General features: G+C 59.4%; 16 protein-coding genes. 12 read left to right on the forward strand and 4 right to left on the reverse strand.

All coding sequences use genetic code 11. The features are described 5' to 3' along the window. Window positions 1-309: 309 nt before the first annotated feature. From ACQY8Q_RS22750 to ACQY8Q_RS22780, 7 genes are all read left to right on the forward strand, one after another. Window positions 310-1956, forward strand: a complete 1647-nt coding sequence (locus ACQY8Q_RS22750; RefSeq protein WP_428428687.1) for a Na/Pi cotransporter family protein — start codon at window positions 310-312, stop codon at window positions 1954-1956. Between the two features lie 243 nt (window positions 1957-2199). Next, a complete protein-coding gene (locus tag ACQY8Q_RS22755; RefSeq protein WP_428428688.1) occupies window positions 2200-2616 on the forward strand; it encodes a hypothetical protein in 417 nt (138 codons plus the stop codon). Between the two features lie 591 nt (window positions 2617-3207). Further along, complete coding sequence (locus ACQY8Q_RS22760; protein WP_428428689.1) at window positions 3208-3654, forward strand: hypothetical protein; 447 nt, start codon at window positions 3208-3210, stop codon at window positions 3652-3654. A gap of 245 nt (window positions 3655-3899) precedes the next feature. Beyond that, window positions 3900-5255, forward strand: a complete 1356-nt coding sequence (gene glmU, locus ACQY8Q_RS22765; RefSeq protein WP_428428690.1) for a bifunctional UDP-N-acetylglucosamine diphosphorylase/glucosamine-1-phosphate N-acetyltransferase GlmU — start codon at window positions 3900-3902, stop codon at window positions 5253-5255. 164 nt (window positions 5256-5419) lie between these two features. Beyond that, entirely contained in the window at window positions 5420-7246 is a 1827-nt protein-coding gene (gene glmS / locus ACQY8Q_RS22770) for a glutamine--fructose-6-phosphate transaminase (isomerizing) (RefSeq protein ID WP_428428691.1), read from the forward strand. Continuing rightward, window positions 7243-7749 (forward strand): GNAT family N-acetyltransferase, encoded by a 507-nt coding sequence (locus ACQY8Q_RS22775; protein ID WP_428428692.1) that lies wholly within the window; start codon window positions 7243-7245, stop codon window positions 7747-7749. The genes glmS and ACQY8Q_RS22775 overlap by 4 nt, the downstream gene beginning before the upstream one ends. Window positions 7750-7759: 10 nt before the next feature. Next, on the forward strand, window positions 7760-8470 hold the full coding sequence (locus tag ACQY8Q_RS22780; RefSeq protein ID WP_428428693.1) for a DUF502 domain-containing protein: 711 nt from the start codon (window positions 7760-7762) through the stop codon (window positions 8468-8470). On the opposite strand, the gene recG is transcribed toward ACQY8Q_RS22780, so the two are convergent. Continuing rightward, window positions 8457-10559, reverse strand: coding sequence for an ATP-dependent DNA helicase RecG (gene recG / locus ACQY8Q_RS22785; RefSeq protein ID WP_428428694.1), 2103 nt, complete (start codon window positions 10557-10559; stop codon window positions 8457-8459). The genes ACQY8Q_RS22780 and recG overlap by 14 nt on opposite strands. Before the next feature lie 118 nt (window positions 10560-10677). Between recG and ACQY8Q_RS22790 the strand changes: the two genes are divergently transcribed. Together ACQY8Q_RS22790 and mfd are read left to right on the forward strand one after the other, a co-directional pair. After that, a complete protein-coding gene (locus tag ACQY8Q_RS22790) occupies window positions 10678-10992 on the forward strand; it encodes a succinate dehydrogenase assembly factor 2 (protein ID WP_113243663.1) in 315 nt (104 codons plus the stop codon). Then, window positions 10992-14498, forward strand: coding sequence for a transcription-repair coupling factor (gene mfd / locus ACQY8Q_RS22795; RefSeq protein WP_428428696.1), 3507 nt, complete (start codon window positions 10992-10994; stop codon window positions 14496-14498). Before ACQY8Q_RS22790 ends, mfd begins: the two co-directional genes overlap by 1 nt. A gap of 65 nt (window positions 14499-14563) precedes the next feature. Here the strand turns inward: mfd and ACQY8Q_RS22800 are convergent, their stop codons facing one another. Together ACQY8Q_RS22800 and ACQY8Q_RS22805 are read right to left on the reverse strand one after the other, a co-directional pair. After that, a complete protein-coding gene (locus tag ACQY8Q_RS22800; RefSeq protein ID WP_428428697.1) occupies window positions 14564-15229 on the reverse strand; it encodes a DsbA family oxidoreductase in 666 nt (221 codons plus the stop codon). A gap of 100 nt (window positions 15230-15329) precedes the next feature. Next, window positions 15330-17204, reverse strand: a complete 1875-nt coding sequence (locus ACQY8Q_RS22805; RefSeq protein ID WP_428428698.1) for an extracellular solute-binding protein — start codon at window positions 17202-17204, stop codon at window positions 15330-15332. A gap of 222 nt (window positions 17205-17426) precedes the next feature. Between ACQY8Q_RS22805 and ACQY8Q_RS22810 the strand changes: the two genes are divergently transcribed. Then, window positions 17427-18062, forward strand: coding sequence for an invasion associated locus B family protein (locus tag ACQY8Q_RS22810; RefSeq protein WP_428428700.1), 636 nt, complete (start codon window positions 17427-17429; stop codon window positions 18060-18062). 86 nt (window positions 18063-18148) lie between these two features. Here ACQY8Q_RS22810 and hspQ read toward each other — a convergent pair whose 3' ends face one another. Next, on the reverse strand, window positions 18149-18478 hold the full coding sequence (gene hspQ / locus ACQY8Q_RS22815) for a heat shock protein HspQ (RefSeq protein ID WP_113243712.1): 330 nt from the start codon (window positions 18476-18478) through the stop codon (window positions 18149-18151). Window positions 18479-18665: 187 nt separating this feature from the next. Between hspQ and ACQY8Q_RS22820 the strand changes: the two genes are divergently transcribed. Beyond that, the gene (locus ACQY8Q_RS22820) at window positions 18666-19697 is read left to right on the forward strand and encodes a hypothetical protein (protein WP_428428701.1); all 1032 of its coding nucleotides are present in this window, start codon (window positions 18666-18668) and stop codon (window positions 19695-19697) included. Window positions 19698-19741: 44 nt separating this feature from the next. Continuing rightward, window positions 19742-20779, forward strand: coding sequence for a TAXI family TRAP transporter solute-binding subunit (locus ACQY8Q_RS22825; protein ID WP_428428702.1), 1038 nt, complete (start codon window positions 19742-19744; stop codon window positions 20777-20779). Window positions 20780-20861 lie beyond the last annotated feature (82 nt).

The following is a 20861-nucleotide window of genomic DNA, read 5'->3' on the forward strand; positions in this document are numbered from 1 at the left end:
CGGAATTGAAGGGTTGAAACACGCAATAAGTCGAGGAAATCAGTGTGGCGCCGGCATAAGGGGCAGCCATGCGGACATTTGTTCGTGATGTTGCGTCAGCTGTGGCAAGACCGGAGCGAATACAGTCTGCGGCCGTGCCGTTCGAAGACCGAAACATGTCGGAAATGTTAGCCGGCAATCTAAAAATATCTGTCACAATCGATGGCGGCGCGGCTCATATCGCCCCTCAAAAATGCTAGCATTGATCCGCCAGAACATGCCGACTCGCTTGATGCGCAGCAATCTTGGCGGGAAAGCTGGAGTGCAGACATGGAATCCATCATTGTCATGGTCAATCTGTTCGGAGCAGTCGCGTTGCTGCTCTTCGGCCTGTCACAGGTGAAAGATGGTGCGACGCGCGCTTTCGGCATCAAACTGCGGACCGGGTTGGCGCAAGGCACGAGCGGTCCGGTGCGTTCCTTTGTGAGCGGGTTTGTCGCAACTGTCGCCCTTCAAAGCTCGACCGCCACTGCGCTGATGATTGCGTCCTTTGTCGAAAAGGGACTGGTGCGGGCCCGCATGGCCCAGATCGTATTGCTCGGGGCCAATGTCGGAACCGCCGTTACCGCCTGGATCGTCGCCACCGGCATAGACTGGCTGTCGCCGTTGCTCATTCTGGCCGGCGTGATGCTGTACAGGGCAGGGCGGTCAAGTGCGCAACAGGGTGCGGGCACGGCCCTGGTCGGGATCGGCTTGATGCTGCTGTCGCTGCACCTGCTCGGGTTGGCGACGGAGCCGATGCGCCAATCGCCAGCGCTCGGCAGCTTTCTCACCATGCTTGACAGCGCCTGGCCCGTTGCGATGATCTTCGCCGCCGTGCTCGCTTTCGTTTCGTCCTCCAGCCTTGCCGTGGTTGTTCTGATCCTGTCGCTCGCAGCGGCCGGCATCCTGTCATCCGGCCTGACCATCGCACTCGTGCTGGGCGCCAATCTGGGAGGGGCGATCCCGCCGGTGATGGCGACGCTGTCGGCTTCCGCCTCGGCAAAGCGGGTAACAGCTGGCAATCTGGTGGTCCGCACCATCGGCTGTCTGCTTGCGCTGTCTGTGGCAGCGCCTGCCGCCGCTTTCCTTCAGACGCTGCCGCTATCGCCGGCAAAACTGCCGGTCGATATCCACCTGATCTTCAACGTCGCACTCGCCATTGTCGCCTGGCCCTTCTCGTCACTACTGTCGGCCGCCATGCTGCGGCTCATTCCGGATGAGCCAAAAACAGAGACTGGCCCGCTTTATCTTGATGACCGCGCACTGGCGACGCCGGTCATCGCTCTTTCCGGTGCGACCCGGGAAGTCCTGCGTGTCGGTGATCTCATCGAGAAAATGCTGATTGCGGCGATGACTGCGTTCAACAGCAACGATCGTATTCAATTGCAGGACATCGGAAAGCTGGAAAAGCAGGTCGATCTGCTGCAGCAGGAAGTCAAACTTTACCTGTCCCGGCTTGGACGCAGCGGTCTGAGCGACGACAATGGCCGCCGCTCGATCGTGATCATCGACTATGCCATCAACCTCGAACATATCGGCGACATCATCGAGAAGGGCCTGACGGAAGAGGTCAGGAAGAAGATCGACAATGGCCTTAAATTCTCCGAGGACGGCTACCAGGAACTGACGACGCTGTTCAATCTGACCATCGACAATCTGCGCATTGCTCAGACGATCTTCGTCACCAGAGATGCCGATCTCGCCCGCCACCTGATGGAGGTCAAAGTGGATGTCCGCCACATGGAAAAACGGTCGTCCGAGCGCCATCTGGAACGCCTGCGCGACGGCCGCACCGACAGCTTGCAGACCAGTTCGCTGCATCTCGACATCCTGCGCGATCTGAAGCGGATCAACGCCCATATCGTTTCGGTCGCACATCCGATTCTCGATGAAAGCGGGCTTTTGACGGAAAGCCGGCTGCGGATGCCGCACTGAAGTGTAGGGAGCCGCGACAATGCTGTTGCGCACGAAAGCATCGTAACACGGTGTCAGCGTGATGCGGTGATGCCCTGAAGTAAGCGCCGGCTGGTATAGCTGCAAGAGCTTAAGCCGTGCGGTTGTCGGCGGACAGGTCGGATAAAGCGCCAGATCGACGGCAGCGACCGCCTCGTTGACGCGTTGATCCGGCTGCGGCACAGCCCGATATGGGTCGGCACCAATGGCGATATGTTTTGGCGCATGGCGATCCATCAACCAGGGAAAGGGATTGGTGAAATCGATGGTCATGACTGTCTCGAACCGCACCTTGTTGTTGGTTTCGAACGTCTGAATTGCAGAGATGACCGCATCGGCATTGTGCAGCCACAGCGATTGAAACTCGAAATCGCTATAAAGCAGGAAAGATGGCAGCTCGCCGGATTCGGCCAACGCTTGATAGGCTGGCCGGTAAGCCACGTAGCTGGTTTGCAGACGCTCCGCCCTCCGGCTCACAAGGTCGCGAACACCGACAGCGCCCATGCTCTTCAGGTTGTTGTGCGCAAGCGGCGTATTGTTGACAGCGCCGATCCAGGCGCGCGCTGCTTTCTGCGTGAGGGTGGCTACGGGAGGAATAGCCGCGCTAAAAGCAAGAATTGCAATGACTGCAAAACCCGCTGACGGTCCCTTCTGGCGATAGGTTTCGAGGAGGGTGGCAAGCAGCAGCGGCCAGAGAAAAATGAACGCCTGACTACCGGTATTCTGGCTTTCAAACAGCAGACCGGCCGCGATGAAACTCGCCAACCAGAGGAAGGACCAATCCGCCATCTTGCCGAAAGCCGGAAAGCCCGGCTTGGCGATAAAGGCGCGGAGTGCCACTAAAAATGCGGGAAACTCAGTGACGAGCAGGACGAGGCCGAGCAGGGTGCAGGCTAAAACGATACCGAAATTGATCGAGGCGGCCTGCAGCAAGCGCGGCAACAGGCTGGTGTCGTTGATCACCACCAGCGACAGAATGTCGGTGGCATAAGCCGAAACCGCGCCGGATGTGACTTCCAGAAGGCCGATCGCGGCAAAAAAGACTCCTCCACCCACGAGAGCTGCACGAAGTGGCAGGCGTCCAGCCAGAAATGCCATCAGGCATACGACGAGGCCCGCAACAACGCCAGTGACCTTGATGAACAGCAGGGCGAACATGGCGAGTGCCGTCACTGTCGCCAGCGTTTTCCATCCGCGCACGAAAATCAGTCCGGCGGCCAGCACATACAGCAATTGGCAGACCTGGCGATTGTAGATGCCAAAACCATCGGAGCCCGGATAGGGATAGAAGTCGCCGGTGTTGAACGGCAGCAGCGAAAAAAACAGGAAGGGCAGCAGCAGACCATAAGCGATGGCCGTCGAGCGTTTCTGCACGTCCAGAATGACCAGCGCCATCAGGGGCGCTGTCACGGTCAGCAGCGACCAGCTGGAAAGAAGCAGAGGATGGCCATTGGGGAAAAGATAAAGCCATCCGGCAAAGAGGTAGTACCCAAGTCCCCCCACCGGCGCGAAAAAGTCGACAGAGGGGATCTGGCCGTCGAAAATACGATTGGCTGCATCAAGATAGATGTAGTGATCCCAGTACATCGGACCGATTGGCATGGTTACGGTGGCAAACAGTGCCAGCGGCAGGCATGCGATAGCCAGCGCAAGGATGATCAGAGGCTGGCGTGCAAGTGATGCCATAAGGCCGTCGCGCCCGCCGGAAAGCACTGTCTCGGTCGAACCATGCATCGTCGATACCACTCCCCGGCCATCGCGGCCATCAACAAGGCCCTTCCATTTTTATGACAGGATCGGGTTTTATCCGGGTTAATATGGCGGCTCGCGCTTGGATTATGTTCCGTGCAATATCTTCCTGTTATGTAGCAGGCAGAATCGCGCTGGCCTTTAGGACCGGCTGCCACCAAAGCGGGAGAAGGTGAATGAAGCGGACATGCTTGGCTGTTATTTTAGCGGCGGGGGAAAGCACCCGGATGAAGTCGTCCATGTCGAAGGTGCTGCACCCGGTCGCTGGCCGGCCGATGATCGCGCATGTGGTGGAATCTCTGGTCAACGCTTCAATTTCCTCCGCGGCGCTTGTTCTTGGCCGCGATGCCGAAGCGGTTCAGTCTGCCGCTGCCCATACCGATATCAATATGTCGGCGTTTCTCCAAACCGAACGCCTAGGGACAGGTCATGCTGTTCTTGCTGCAAAGGACGCCATCGCCAAAGGCTATGACGATATTCTCGTGGTTTTCGGCGATACCCCGCTGATCACTGCAGCGCCGCTTCTGGCCGCACGGCAGGGGCTTGCCGCCGGCAACGACGTCGTCGTCATCGGCTTTCACACCGCCGATCCCGCTGGCTACGGCAGACTGATTGTCGAGGACGGCGCGCTTCTCGCGATCCGCGAGCAGAGGGATGCGACGGAAGACGAAAAGAAGATTACCTATTGCAACGGCGGCCTGATGGCGATCAACGGCGCCAAGGCATTGGCGTTGCTTGGCAAGATCGGCAATTCCAATGCCAAGGGCGAATATTACCTGACCGATATTGTCGAGATTGTCCGCGCTGAGGGTGGCAAGGCGATCGCTGTCGACGCGCCGGAAACGGAACTGACCGGCTGCAACAACCGCGCCGAACTGGCGATGATTGAGGCCATGTGGCAAAAACGCCGTCGTCACGAGATGATGGTCTCGGGTGTGTCGATGATTGCGCCTGAAACCGTTTTCCTCGCCTTCGATACGCAAATTGGCCAGGACGTTCTGATCGATCCGAACGTGGTTTTCGGCCCCGGTGTCACTATCGAAAGCGGTGCAGTCATCCATGCTTTCTCGCATCTTGAGGGAGCCCATGTGAGCGCCGGTGCGACCGTCGGCCCCTATGCGCGCCTGCGCCCAGGCGCCAATCTGGGGCCGGACTCGAAGGTCGGAAATTTCTGCGAAGTGAAGAAAGCTGAGATCGGCGCCGGTGCCAAGGTCAATCACCTGACCTATATCGGCGACGCCTTTGTCGGAGAAAAAACCAATATCGGCGCAGGCACGATCACCTGCAACTACGATGGCGTCAACAAGCACATCACCCGCATCGGTGCCAATGCCTTCATCGGCTCCAACGCGTCGCTCGTTGCGCCGGTTTCGATTGGCGACGGCGCGCTGGTGGCGTCCGGCAGTGTGGTAACGGACGATGTGCCAGCCGATGCGGTCGCCTTCGGTCGGGCGCGCCAGGAGGTCAAGCTCGGCCGCGCGAAAATCCTGCGGGAACGCTATCAGGCGGAAAAGGCTGCCAGAAAAAAATAGCATCCGGCGATCGCCACGGTTAAAGCCTGAAATCGAAAGTGAGTTTCGGGCTGATTGCGCATTTTGCGAAATCCGATACCAAAGCGACACCTGAAAAATGTATATTGGCGGGCAGCTCATCGTTGGCGAGCCGGTCTTGCGAAGAAATTGCGGAGAAGAGTTTTATGTGCGGCATCGTCGGTATTGTTGGAAACCAGCCTGTCTCCGAGCGTCTTGTCGATGCGCTGAAACGGCTTGAATATCGCGGTTATGATTCTGCCGGGGTGGCGACGATCCATCACGGCGTCCTTGAGCGCCGCCGCGCCGAAGGCAAGCTGGTCAATCTGGAAACCAAGCTGCGCGGTGAGCCGCTGGCTGGCCAGACAGGCATTGCCCACACCCGCTGGGCGACGCATGGCGCTCCCACCGAAAACAATGCCCACCCGCACTTCACCGACGGTGTGGCCGTCGTCCACAACGGCATCATCGAGAATTTTTCCGAGCTGAAGGACGAGCTTGCCGCTGCCGGCGCAACTTTCAAGACGCAGACCGACACCGAGGTCGTCGCGCAATTGCTGGCCAAGCTGATCCGTGATGGCCTGAGCCACAGGGACGCCATGCAGGCGATGCTGCGCCGTGTCACCGGTGCCTATGCGCTGGCCGTCCTCTTCCAGGATGCGCCGGGCACGATCATGGCCGCCCGCAGCGGCCCGCCGCTTGCCGTCGGTTTCGGCAAGGGTGAGATGTTCCTGGGTTCCGATGCAATCGCCTTGTCGCCGTTCACCAACGAAATCACCTATCTTATCGACGGCGACTGGGCCGTGCTGACCGCCGACAGCATCGAAATCCTCGATCACGACGGCAAGCCGGTTTCCCGTCCGCGTCAGGTGTCGGTTGCCGCCGCCTACATGGTCGACAAGGGCAACCACCGCCATTTCATGGAAAAGGAAATCTACGAACAGCCGGAAGTGATTTCGCATGCGCTCAGTCACTACGTCGACTTCATCGAGAACAGGGTCAATCCGATCGCTGCGGAGATCGATTTTGCCAAGGTTCCGAGCCTGGCGATTTCTGCTTGCGGTACCGCCTATCTCGCCGGCCTCGTCGGAAAATACTGGTTTGAGCGCTATGCCCGCCTGCCGGTCGAAATCGATGTGGCGTCTGAATTCCGCTACCGCGACATTCCGCTGTCGCCGCAGTCCGCAGCGCTCTTCATCTCGCAGTCCGGCGAGACCGCCGACACGCTGGCATCGCTGCGCTACTGCAAGGAAAATGGGCTGAAGATTGGCGCCGTCGTCAACGTCAAGGAATCGACCATCGCGCGCGAATCCGACGCGATCTTCCCGATTATGGCTGGCCCTGAAATCGGTGTGGCCTCGACCAAGGCGTTCACCTGCCAGCTGTCCGTGCTCGCAGCCCTTGCCATTGGCGCTGGCCGTGCGCGTGGTACTGTGTCGGAAGCAGAGGAAAAGGTACTGGTCCGTCACCTCGCCGAAATGCCGCGGATCATGGGCAAGGTGCTCAACAGCATCCAGCCGGCGATCGAGAACCTGGCGCGCGAATTGTCGAAGTGCAAGGACGTGCTCTATCTCGGCCGTGGCACCAGCTATCCGCTGGCCATGGAAGGTGCGCTGAAGCTGAAGGAAATCTCTTATATCCACGCCGAAGGCTATGCCGCCGGTGAATTGAAGCATGGTCCGATCGCCCTGATCGACGAAAACATGCCTGTTATCGTCATCGCCCCGCATGACCGGTTCTTTGAAAAGACCGTGTCCAACATGCAGGAGGTCGCAGCCCGCGGCGGCCGCATCATCTTCATTACCGACGAGAAGGGTGCAGCCGCCTCAAAGCTCGAGACGATGAGCACGATCGTACTGCCGTATGTCGATGAAATCATTGCCCCGATGATCTTCTCGCTGCCGATCCAGCTGCTCGCCTATCATACGGCCGTGATCATGGGCACCGACGTAGACCAACCGCGCAATCTCGCAAAATCGGTAACCGTGGAATGATCATACGTCCAGAAGGTCCAGCTGATGTCGCGGCGATCCGTGACGTCACGATAGCGGCCTTCAAGGATCATCCACATAGCGATCAGACTGAACATCTGATACTCGACCGCTTGCGGCAGGCGTGTGCTCTGAGCATTTCGCTGGTCGCTGAAGTCGACGGCGACGTCGTGGGCTACATCGCTTTTTCACCTGTCGCGCTGTCCGACGGTTCGGAGAACTGGTTCGGGCTCGGTCCGGTATCAGTCCTGCCTGAATGTCAGGGGCAGGGCATCGGTGGCGCATTGATCCGCCAAGGGCTGGGCATGCTGCGAGATCAGGGAGCAGCGGGATGCGTCGTCATGGGCGAGCCGGATTTTTACCAGAAGTTCGGATTCCGCAATGATCCTCAGCTTGCCCTCAAGGATTGTGCGCCGCAATATTTTTTGGTGCAGCCCTTGTCCTCGCAGGGAGCGTCCGGCATGGTGAGCTATAACGCGGCGTTTTACGCTGGCGTCGACGAATAGACGGAGCGGCATGACAGACAAACCGGCACGTGGGTTTTTCGCCACGCGGTTGAGGAATTATTTCCTGACCGGCCTGATCATCTGTGCGCCGCTCGCGATCACCGCCTGGATCACCTGGTCGTTCATTCTCTGGGCCGACAGCTGGGTCAAACCTTATCTGCCGTTCGATTATAATCCCGACAATTTCCTACCCTATCCGGTGCCCGGTTTTGGCCTGTTGACAGCATTGATGCTGATCACGCTGGTCGGGTTTTTCACGGCGAACCTGATCGGCCGCAGTGTTGTCGGCTTTGGCGAGTCGCTGCTTGTCCGAACGCCGCTGGTGCGCCCGATCTACAAGGGCCTGAAACAGATTTTTCAGACGGTGCTTCAGGATCAGTCGAATTCGTTTAAGAAGGCAGGGTTGATCGAGTATCCGAGCCCCGGCCTCTGGGCGCTGGTGTTCATCGCCACGGATGCCAAGGGCGAACTCGCCGTTAAATTTAGCGAGCGTGGCCTGGATATGGTCGCCGTCTTCCTGCCGCCGACGCCGGTGCCAACCGCAGGCTTTCTGATTTTCGTGCCGCGTGAAAAGATCGTGCCGCTCGACATGAGCCCGGAAGATGCCGCCAAGCTGCTTCTGTCCGGTGGTCTGGTTTCACCCGATTATCTGCCGAAGGCGCTGGCGATCTCGCAGGAGACAGTGCCCGCCAAGCGCGGCAAGACACTTAGCCGGCCCTGAGAAACCGGATCGCTTCATCCCGACGATGCAGATAGAGCAGCGTCCGCAGAGCTTCGCCTCGCTCCGTCGTCAGGTCCGGATCACGCTCGATCACATAGGCCGCATCCTTGCGGGCGATCTCCAGCAGGTCGCCATGCGCTTCGAGGCTGGCAATACGAAAACCGGGTGTACCGGACTGCCGCGTGCCCAGCAATTCGCCTTCGCCGCGCAGCTTCAGATCCTCTTCGGCGATGAGAAATCCATCTTCCGTGTCTCGCAGGATCGACAGCCGCGCCCGGCCGTTTTCGCTGAGCGGCCCCTTGTAGAGCAGAATGCAGGTCGAGGCCTCATCTCCACGGCCAACGCGGCCGCGCAGCTGGTGCAGTTGCGCCAGCCCGAACCGCTCCGCATGCTCGATCACCATGATCGTTGCGTCCGGCACATCGACGCCGACCTCGACGACGGTGGTTGCGACCAGAAGACGGATGTCGCCGCTCTTGAATGCGAGCATCACCGCGTCCTTTTCCGCGCCGGTCATGCGCCCATGCACCAGGCCGACAGTCGGGCCGAACTGTTTGCCGAGGCTCTGGAAACGCTCGTCGGCAGACATCAGGTCGGAGGCTTCCGATTCCTCGACCAACGGGCAGATCCAGTAGGCTTTCTTACCCTCGCCAAGGGCTGTGCGCAGCCGCGCGACGATCTCGCTGGTGCGTTCGGTCGAGACCGTGACGGTCTGGATCGGTTTGCGCCCGGCCGGTTTCTCGGTGAGTTTCGAAACGTCCATATCGCCAAATGCCGCCAGAACCAGCGTGCGCGGAATGGGGGTCGCGGTCATCACCAGCATATGCGGGGAAATGCCCTTGGCCGTCAGCCGCAGGCGCTGGTGCACACCAAACCGGTGCTGCTCGTCGACGACGGCCAGCAGGAGATTGTTGTAGACAACGGTATCCTGGAACAGCGCATGTGTTCCGATGACGATCTGTGTTTCGCCGGACGCGATGCGTTCCAGAACGGCGTCACGCTCGCGGCCCTTGGTGCGGCCGGTCAGCACATCGATGGTGACGCCGGCCGGCGCTGCCATCTTCGACAAGGTTGCGAAGTGCTGGCGGGCAAGAATTTCCGTCGGCGCCATCAACACGGCCTGGCCGCCGGCCTCGACGGCCGCCAGCATCGACATCAGCGCCACTGCTGTCTTTCCTGAGCCGACATCGCCCTGTAGCAGCCGCAGCATGCGCTCGGTACCGGCCATATCCTTCAGCACTTCGCCAATGGCGACCGTCTGGCTGCCGGTCAGTGAAAACGGCAAGGCGGCAAGGACCGGCTTGCTCAGCTTTCCCGTCGCGTGCACCGGTATCCCGGCCACCTTGCGCAGCCTTTGACGCACCAGCGACAGCGAGAGCTGCCCGGCAAGGAATTCGTCATAGGCAAGCCGTCGGCGGGCAGGCGCCTGTGGATCGAGATCTGTTTCGTCGCGCGGGTCGTGCAGCGCCAGGAAACAGTCACGGGCGGACTGAAAGCCCTGCTTCTGCATCAGCGCTTCTTCGATCCATTCCGGAAAGTCTGGAATGCGGGGCAGCGCTGCTTCGACCGCCTTTCGCAGGATGCGCGCCGAAAGACCGGCTGTCAGCGGATAGATCGGCTCGACCAGCGGCAGGTTTTCAGCCTCCGTCGCCCGTACCATATAATCGGGATGCACCATCGATGGACGGCCGTTGAACCAGTCGACCTTGCCGCTGACCGTTACGGTCTCGTCCACCGGCAGCGCCTTTTCCAGCCAGTTTCCTTTGACCCGGAAGAAGGTCAGCGCCAGTTCGCCGGTATCATCATGCAGGAAGACGCGGTAGGGCTGGCTGGTGCGTGGCGGTGGCGGCTGGTGCCGGTCGACCCGGCCGGTGATGGTGACGATGACACCCTGTGGCGCGCGCGCAATACCGGGCTGGTGGCGCCGGTCGATCAGCGAATGCGGCGCGTGAAAGACGAGGTCGATCACCCGGCAATCGTCGATGCTCTCGCGGCCAAGCAGGCGCGCATAAAGTTCGCCCGCTTTCGGGCCGATGCCGGGAAGCGAGTTAAGGGGGGCAAAAAGAGGATCGAGAAGGGCAGGGCGCATGCGGGGCAGACTGAAACGAGGATTAGGTCTTTGGCAAGGCTGACAATACTCTTTTCAGCGTTTATAGAGCCATAGCGAAACGCCGCCTTTAGCGACGCGGCGGCAGGAAGGACTTCTCATGACCGGCATCACCCGCACAAGCGCCGATCTCGATCCGCGCCGAAAACGGATTCTTTTCCGTGCCTGGCACCGTGGTGTTCGCGAGATGGATCTGGTTTTCGGGCAGTTCGCCGATAACGAACTTGCTGATCTGGCGGAAACCGATCTCGACGAACTCGAGACCATCATGGGTGAAGAAGACACCGATCTGCTCAAGTGGGTGCTCGGATCGCAGCCAGTACCGGAGCGCTATCACACGCCCTTGTTCAATCGGATCGTGTCCTATCGGCCTGATTTCGACGTGCTGTTTGACCATAAGGACAAAAACGCCTGATGATTGCCGGTTTTGATCCCAAGAAAGTTGCGCGCGCCACCCGCGAGTTGACCATCGGCCCGGTTCCGGCCGGGGTCGAGCCGCTTATTCTTGCCGAGCTTGCCCGCGCCAATGGCCCGGTCGCCTATATTCTTTCCGACGGCCAACGTATTGCCGATGTCGAACAGATGCTGGGTTTTGCTGCACCGGATATTCCCGTGCTCACCCTTCCGGGTTGGGATTGCCTGCCCTATGACCGTGTTTCACCCAGTGCCGATACATCGGCACGGCGCCTGGCAACGCTGAGCGGCCTGATTGCGCATGCGAAAAAGCCGCATCCGGCCATCGTGCTTGTCACTGTCAACGCCGCCCTGCAGAAGATGGCGCCGCAGGATATCATCGAGAACCTGGCGTTTTCGGCACGCCCGGGTGCCAGTATCCGGATGGACGATATCGCGGCCCGCCTCGGTCGCAACGGCTTCGAACGCGTCGCAACCGTGCGTGAAGTCGGCGAATATGCGGTGCGCGGCGGCATTCTCGATGTTTTCGTTCCCGGTAGCGAGGAACCCGTCCGCCTGGATTTCTTCGGCGATACGCTCGAAAGCATCCGCTCATTCGATCCGGCTAGCCAGCGTACCACCGGACAGGCGCGTTCGCTCGATCTCAACCCGATGAGCGAAGTGTCGCTGACACCGGAAACGATCAGCCATTTTCGCACGCAATATCTGTCGATGTTCGGCGCGGCGACCCGCGACGACGCGCTTTATCTCGCCGTCTCCGAAGGCCGCCGTTATGCCGGTATGGAACATTGGCTGCCGCTGTTCTACGACACGCTCGATACCGTGTTCGATTATCTCGCCGGTTTCCATATCGTCACCGACCATGTGGTTCGTGAGGCGGCTGCCGAGCGCTCCAAGCTGGTTCAGGACTATTACGAGGCCCGCCAGTCGTCGGTTTCGCCGGGCAAGTCGCAGATTTCGCAGGGCACGCCCTACAAGCCGGTGCCACCGGAGATGCTGTATCTGAGCGCCGAAGCGTTCAATGCCGCTCTGGTATCGCGCAATGCCGTGCGTCTGTCGCCGTTCAGTGAACATGAGGGCGAAGCGCGCCAGGTCATCGCCGTCGATGCGCGCCTCGGTGTGCGCTGGGCGAAAAATGCGACGGAAGCCACCAGCGACGCCGAACGCGTCAATGTCTTTGATCTGGCCGTCAAGTATATCGCCGACCGCCGCGCCAAGGGCGCCAAGGTGCTGATCTCTGCCTGGTCGGAAGGATCGCTTGATCGTCTGCTGCAAGTTCTTGTCGAGCACGGCCTTGCCAATATCAAGCCGATCAAGGCGCTGTCTGAGCTCAATAGTCTGAAATCCGGGGAGGCGGCATCGGCCGTGCTGAGCCTCGAAAGCGGCTTTGAAACTGGCAATCTCGTCGTCATCGGCGAACAGGATATTCTCGGCGACCGCATGGTCCGCCGCTCAAAACGCCGCAAGCGCGGTGCCGATTTCATTGCGGAAGTGGCCGGGCTCGACGAAGGCAGCATTGTCGTCCATGCCGAGCATGGTATCGGCAGGTTCATCGGCCTGCGCACCATCGAGGCCGCCGGTGCGCCACATGCCTGTCTTGAACTGGTCTATGCCGACGAGGCAAAGCTGTTCCTGCCGGTCGAAAACATCGAGCTTCTGTCGCGCTATGGTTCGGAAGGCAGCGATGCCGTGCTCGACAAGCTCGGCGGCGTCGCCTGGCAGGCGCGCAAGGCCAAGCTGAAGAAGCGCCTGCTGGATATGGCCGGCGGTCTGATCCGCATCGCCGCCGAACGCCTGACTCGTCACGCACCGGTGCTGACGACGCCGGAAGGCCTCTACGACGAGTTCGCGGCGCGTTTCCCCTATGACGAGACCGAGGATCAGATGACCTCGATCGAGGCCGTCCGTGACGATCTCGGCGCTGGCCGTCCGATGGACCGGCTCGTCTGCGGTGACGTCGGGTTCGGTAAGACGGAAGTGGCGCTGCGCGCTGCTTTTATCGCCGCGATGAACGGCGTCCAGGTGGCCGTTGTCGTACCGACGACCTTGCTTGCCCGCCAACATTTCAAGTCGTTCACCGAGCGTTTTCGTGGGCTGCCGGTGCGTATCGCCCAGGCGTCCCGTCTGGTCGGCTCCAAGGAGCTGGCGCTGACCAAAAAGGAAGTGGCCGAAGGCAAGACCGATATCGTCGTCGGTACGCATGCTTTGCTCGGCACCTCGATCAATTTCGCCAATCTCGGCCTTTTGATCATCGACGAGGAACAGCACTTTGGCGTCAAGCACAAGGAGCGGCTGAAGGAGCTGAAATCCGACGTGCACGTCCTGACGCTGTCGGCAACGCCGATCCCGCGCACGCTGCAACTGGCGCTGACGGGTGTTCGCGAACTGTCGCTGATCACCACGGCGCCGGTCGATCGCATGGCCGTTCGCACGTTCATCTCGCCGTTCGATGCCCTGGTGATCCGCGAAACCTTGATGCGCGAGCATTATCGCGGCGGCCAGAGTTTTTACGTCTGCCCGCGCCTGGCCGACCTCTCGGAAATCCATGATTTCCTCAAATCCGATGTACCGGAACTGAAGGTTGCCGTTGCCCACGGCCAGATGCCGGCGACCGAACTCGAAGACATCATGAACGCCTTCTACGAGGGCCGTTACGATGTTCTCCTGTCGACGACGATCGTCGAATCCGGTCTCGATGTGCCGACGGCCAACACGCTGATCGTGCATCGAGCCGACATGTTCGGCCTGGCGCAGCTCTATCAGCTGCGCGGCCGCGTCGGCCGCTCCAAGGTCCGAGCATTCGCGCTGTTCACTCTGCCGGTCAATCGTACGCTGACCGGCATGGCGGAGCGGCGCCTTAAGGTGCTGCAGTCGCTGGATACGCTGGGCGCCGGTTTCCAGCTGGCAAGCCACGACCTCGATATCCGTGGCGCCGGCAATCTGCTCGGTGACGAGCAGTCGGGTCATATCAAGGAGGTCGGTTTCGAACTTTACCAGCAGATGCTGGAGGAGGCGGTTGCCGAGCTCAAGGGGGACGAGGAGATCGCCGACAGCGGCTGGTCGCCGCAGATCTCTGTCGGAACGCCGGTGATGATCCCGGACGAGTATGTACCGGACCTGCATCTGCGCCTTGGCCTTTACCGCCGCCTTGGCGAAATTACCGAATTGGGCGATATCGACGCTTTCGGTGCCGAACTGATCGACCGGTTCGGTCCGCTGCCGCTGGAAGTCCAGCATCTGTTGAAGATTGTCTATATCAAGTCGCTCTGCCGCACCGCCAATGTCGAAAAGCTCGACGCAGGCCCGAAGGGCGTCGTGGTGCAGTTCCGCAACCGCGAATTTCCCAATCCGGGCGCGCTGGTCGGCTATATCGCCAAGCAGGGCATCATGGCCAAGATCCGCCCCGATCACAGCGTCTTCTTCCAGCGCGATTTCCCAACGCCGGAAAAGCGGCTGGCGGGTGCTGCGGTGGTAATGACGCAGCTGGCCGGATTGGCAAAGACCTGACGGCAGACGAAAAAAGCCGCGCAGATGTTTCGCGCGGCTTGTTGAACATACCGGGCTGTCGCAGGTCAATTGATCTGCGACGTGTCCTTCATCCTGGCGATATCGCGCAGCGCGTCTTCCAGCACCTCGACCGACTGGGCGCCCATGACGGCATATTTGCTGTCGACGATGAAGCAGGGAACACCGGTGACGCCCATGCCGCGCGCCATGTCGATTTCCTCGGAAACCGCGTCCTTGTCCGCATCCGAAGCAAGCAGAGCCGCAATGACGGTGCGGTCGAGACCGGCCTCAGTCGCAATGTCTAGCAGCACAGCGTGATCGCCGATATTGCGGCCCTCTTCGAAATTCGCCTTGAACAGAAGCGAGGCGACCTCGCTCTGTGTGTCACCGCCTTCGGTCAAGGCCCATCGGATCAGCCGGTGCGCATCGAGTGTATTGGGGCTGATGGTGACGGCCTCGAAATCAAAGGTGATACCCTCCTGTTGGCCAAGGCCAACAAGCATCTTGTGTGCACGATCGACAGCCTCCTGGCCGCCGAGCTTGGCGGCGAGATGGGCCTTGTGATCAACACCCTCCGGCGGCAGGTCCGGGTTGAGCTGATATGGCCGCCAGTTGACGGTGACGAGGATATCGCCGGCGACATTGGCGATCGCCTGATCGAGCCTCGCCTTGCCGAGGTAGCACCAGGGGCAGACGACGTCCGAGACGACATCGATATTGACATGGTTCATGGCGCTTGCTCCTCGCGCTGAAAATCGTTGATCCGCGACATAGGCGTCCCGGTTTGCGCTTTCAATGCGTTACCAAAAGTATACCGCCGGCAATTTCGGGTTACTGCACAGTTTCATCAAACCATGCCGGCAACTGATAGCCATAGAGCGGCACGATGCTTGGACGGCCAATGCGTTTTTCACGGGCCACCCATTGCGACCCGACGTGATAGAGCGGCACGAGATAGAAATTGGAGACCAGCAGGCGATCATGCGCCCGAACGGCGGCTGTGAAGTCTTCGACGCTGACGGCACGCAGAATATGATCGACAAGCGTATCGACATCCTTGTCGGCGACGCCGGCAAAATTCGAGCTGCCTTGCTGATCGCGCGATTGCGATCCCCAGTAGGTAATCTGCTCGATGCCCGGCGAAAGTGAGGACGGGAACGATTTCATGATGATGTCGTAGTCGAAGGACTGGGTGCGCTGCTGGTACTGCGAATCATCGACCGTGCGCACAGATGCGGCAATCCCGAGCGCCGCCAGCGAGCGCTGATAGGTCAGCGCCAGTTTTTCCTGCCCCTCGTTCTGCGTCATGATCTCGAAAGCGAGCGGTATGCCCTGCGCGCTGAGCATCTTGCCATCCTTGATGCCGTAACCGGCTTCACGCAGCAGTGTGACGGCTTCGCGCAGCACATTGCGGTCACGCCCCGAGGCGTCGGTCACGGGCAAGCGATAACTTCCGTCGAGAACCGACGGATTGATACGGTTCTTGATGTCGCCGAGTATTCCGAGCTCGCGGCCATCGGCAGCAACGCCGAGATAGGAAAGACCCGAATTCTGCCAGAAGCTTTGCGTGCGCGTATAGGCATTGTCGAACAGGTTTTTGTTTGCCCATTCGAAATCGAAGACCAGTGCCAGCCCCTGGCGCAGTTTTGGGTTCTCGAACATCGGCCGGCGCGTGTTGAAAACGAAACCGAGCATGCCGGACGGTGTCTTCGGCGTGAACGTCTCCTTGATCACCTTGCCGGACTGGACGGCCGGGAAATTATAGCTGCGCGACCATTTCGTCGGGCTGCCTTCCGGATAGATATCGATCTCGCCCTTCTTGAAGGCCTCGAACAGAGAATTGTCCTGCAGAAAATACTCGACGGAAATCTCGTCGTAATTGTCGAAGCCAACCTTTGCCGGCAGATCCTTTGCCCAATAGTCGGGATTGCGTTTGTAGACGATCCGTTCTCCCGGTCTCACTTCGGCGACACGGTAGGGGCCAGAGCCGAGCGGGAATTTGAGCGAGGTCTGGTCGAACGTCGCCACATCGATTGCGTGCTTCGGCAGGATCGGGGTCATGGCGAGCAGCAGCGGAAATTCGCGGTCGGCCTGATCGTTGAAGGTAAAGCGGACACTGCGCTCGCCGACCTTCTCGATCTTGTCAACCTTTGCCAGCCGTGTGCTGAACGGGACGCGGCCCTTGTCGCGAAACAGTTCGAACGTGAAGATCACGTCCTCCGGCGTCACCGGCTGACCATCGGCCCATTTGGCCTTCGGATTGAGATTGAACTGGATGAAAGTGCGATCGTCATCCCAGTCCACCGTCTCGGCCAACAGGCCATAGACCGAAAAAGCTTCGTCGCGCGAGCGCTGCATCAGCGAATCATAGACGAGGTTGCCGTATTCCGGATCGAGCATGCCGCGCGCCGTGGTGCGCATGCTCTTCAGGATGAATGGGTTGAGGCTGTCGAACGTACCGACCACGCCATAGGAGACCCTGCCGCCCTTCTTGACGTCGGGCTTGACGTAAGGGAAGTATTTGAAATCGGCGGGCAGGGCGGGTTGGCCATGCATGGCGATGCCGTGAACCGGTTCGGCCTGTGCAGTTACACCGGTGCCAAGCGTGGCCAGCACCGAAATCAAACCCAAAAACAATACGCGCAAAGCCCGCCTCCTGCTGTCGTCATCTCGTGAATCACGGCAAATTAACACGTTGACCAGCATTTCCAACCAACCGATACTTTAAAAGCCAATGCTGGCCCAACAACGGAACGCAAAAAAATGGCGGGGGGCTGGATATCCGTCGCTGCTCGCTGTAACAGGTGTTCCCGGAGACGAGGGTCATGCAATTGCCTCATTTGCCCAACAGGAGAGCGGGCAGCTGACCATTGATCACGAGCGTCTTTAGACTGCTCAGGCACCGGAATTCAGGAGACGGGTATCATTATGATCTTCAAGTCGAACTTCACCAAAAAGGCTGCTTTGTCGGCATTTGCCGGCGCAGTTGCTGTTGCCGCGATGCCGGCTGCGTCTTTTGCACAGCAGGCTGCTGGCGCCGGCCGTCCGCCCCAGGGCTGGTTCAAGGTCTGCACCAAGCAGGAAGACAACGATGTCTGCATCGTGCAGAACCTGCTGACAGCAAGCAACGGTCAGCTGATCACTGCAGTTGGCCTGATCAGTGTTCAGGGCAAGGTCAACCGCAAGGTTCTGCAGGTTTCGGTTCCGTCGGCACGCCTCATCCCGCCGGGTATCCAGATGCAGATCGACGGTGGCAAGGGCGCCAAGCTCGATTACGCCATCTGCATGCCGGACAAGTGCGTTGCCGAAGTGCCGCTCAGCGATGCTGTTCTCGCCACCCTGAAGAAGGGCGGCGAAGTGGTCTTCACGTCGGTCAACTTCCAGCGTGCGCCAAACCCGATCAAGATTTCGCTCGGTGGTTTCACCGGCGTTTTTGACGGCGAGCCGATCGAACAGTCCAAGCTCGAAGAGCGCCAGCGTCTGCTGCAGGACGAAATGCAGAAGAAGGCTGAAGACGCCCGCAAGAAGCTGGAAGACGCCCAGAAGGCTGCGACAGCAAACTGATTGCCTGCCTCATCAAACAAAAAGCCGCTGCGGGAATCTCGCGGCGGCTTTTTGCGTTCAAGGCCAAAGCCTTGTCAATCGTATTGTCAGTGCTGGACAACCGCTTTCGGCTTGTACTGACCGACGGTTTCCGGATCGAAGAAGGCGTTCACCTGCGAGTGACGCACCGGCTGTCCGCTTTCATCCGAGATGAGGTTCTGTTCGGAGACATAGGCGACGTATTCGGTCTCCTCATTCTCGGCAAGCAGGTGATAAAACGGCTGGTCCCGGGTCGGGCGGACTTCAGCGGGAATTGAATTCCACCATTCCTCAGTGTTGGCATATTCCGGATCGACGTCAAATATAACGCCGCGGAATGGAAACACGCGATGGCGAACAACCTGTCCAATCTGAAATTTTGCGTCTCTTTGTTTCATCATGATAGGTTCCTTTCGCTGTAGTATGTGGTGGTTTTTCCTCAAACATCAAGTGTGAAACCCGGGCAGAACATGGGCTCGCCACAGCGCAGACGGCCGGAGACAGGATTGGCGTAAGCCGTTGCTTGCCTCTCTGAGGAAATCATCGTACCTCCCATAGGAGGAATTCTTCGACGGCGGATACGGCATGAGCAATCAATGGGGTAGGGACCAGCAGGTGACGCGCGGCCGTGGTTCGTCCGGCCTCCTGTTGCCGGCCGTGCTCTGCCTGGCGCTGATTGGCGCCGGTGGCTATTTCTGGTTTGCGCGGCAGGCAATGCAGACGGAAATTGCAGCACTCAAGGCCGAAACGGCATTACTGACATCCGAACTGGGCGACGTCACGGCGCAAAAGGACAGGGCAAACAGCGATCTCGTCAACCTCAAAAAGAATTCCGGAAACTGGGCCGAGCAACTGGAAAAAGACTATGCCGAGCTGACGCTGAATGAGGTTCCGAAGCTCAACCGGCTTCTCGACAAGCGCGATACCGATCTTTCCGCGCTTGAAAAGCTGCTGGCTACCGAAAGGAGCGCAGCGCAAGCCGCCGCCGATGATTTTACGGCAACGATTGCCGGCTTGAATGATCAGCTGAACACCGCACGGACCGACACCGCTGATGCCCAAACACAGGCGGAAAGTCTTAGCGCCGACAAACTGGGCCTTAACAGGCAGATAACTGGCTTGAAGGCCGCCCTCGAGAAGGCAATGGCTGATACTGAAGCTGCGCAAAAAGCGCTGGATCAGACGGTAGCGGATGCCGATAAAAAAGCTCCAACATCCAAATCGGCGCTCGATCAGGCGCGCGACGTGCAGATCACCACGCTGGAACAAAGCCTGAGCGAAGAACGCCGGAAAGTCGAGACACTGCTGAAGCAGCTTGACGATCAGACCAAGGCCGCTGCCAGAGTTGTTGCAGATCCTCCGGTGATCGACAATCCGACATCTGAAACCGGCCAATCGGTTCCGGCCGCCGGATTGGTTCCGCGTGACCGGCAGATGGTGGATACGATCATTGGTACGACGCGTGGCGTCGGTTTTCTGGACGATGAAAAGAAACAGCGGCTGAAAGACCAGCTGGCATCCGGTGCTTGTATCACCGATGCGCTTGAGAGTGTTTTTGACAAAGTGCCGCTGATCCTGATGCGCAATCTGATGCGCGATTTCAAAAGTGATTGCTGACAACCGGTATCTGCCAATCTGGCGGGCGCCTCACGGGGAGAAACATGATGTTCCGACAGGCTTTTGTGGCCGCCACGATCCTGGCAGCGCTTGCGCTTACTCCGGTATCGGCAGCTGAGTTCGAAAAGAACATCATGACCGGCGGGCCGCAAGGTACATATATCCAGATCGGCCGGGATGTTGCAGCACTCGGAAAGACCTGTAGCCTGACGCTTAACGTCAAGGAATCCGCAGGATCGCTGGAGAATTTCGTCGGTGTCCGCAACAGCAAGAATACCCAGTTCGGCATCGTTCAGAGCGATGTGCTCGAATATCTGAAAACATTCGAGGCCGATGATCCGGAAGTGCAGCAGGCCGTGCGCGGCGTCCGCATCATGTTTCCGCTCTACAACGAGGAAATCCACGTTCTCGCCCGTGCCGATATCAAGGACATGGGAGATCTGGCCGGTAAGAAGGTTGCCGTCGGCGTCAAGGACAGCGGCACGTTCCTCACGTCTTCGCTGATCCTCGACATCTTGCAGGTGAAGACCGGGGAGCGGGTTCCGCTCAATCCGGATGCGGCCTTGCCAAAGCTTCTCGCAGGCGAGATCGACGCCTTCTTCTACGTGGCCGGAGCGCCTGCAGCGCTGTTCAAGAACAATCCGATCGACGGCTCGAAGTTCCATCTCGTGCCGATCACCGAAGCGCCGCTTCTGGCAACCTACACGCCGTCGCGGATCGACGGCGGAACCTATGCTTTCCAGAAGGAGCCTGTCGATCTGATCGCGGTCAAGGCCGTGATGATGACCTATGACTACGACGTCAAGCGCAACGCCTATCAGCGGGAAAGCTGCAAGGCTGTCTCGGAGTTTTCCAACCTCATCCTCAACAATCTCGACAAGCTGCAGGCAAGCGGCCATCCGAAATGGAAGGATGTCGATCTGACCGCGCTGCCGCCCGGTTGGCAGGTCGGCGTCTGCGTCAAGGCCGGCATGGCGCTCGACTACAAGCCCGCCTGCAAGGCGCCGGTGGCTGCGAGCCAAGGACAGGATAACAACGAGGAATACCTCAATCTCTTGAAGCAGCGTCTGAAGAAACAATAGACGCTACGAAAGCCCAAAAACAAAAAGCCGGCTTCTCGCGAAGCCGGCTTTTTGCTGTGTTGACACGAACCCGCCATGCGGG

This window comes from Pararhizobium sp., assembly GCF_965279435.1.
GTDB lineage: Bacteria > Pseudomonadota > Alphaproteobacteria > Rhizobiales > Rhizobiaceae > Pararhizobium.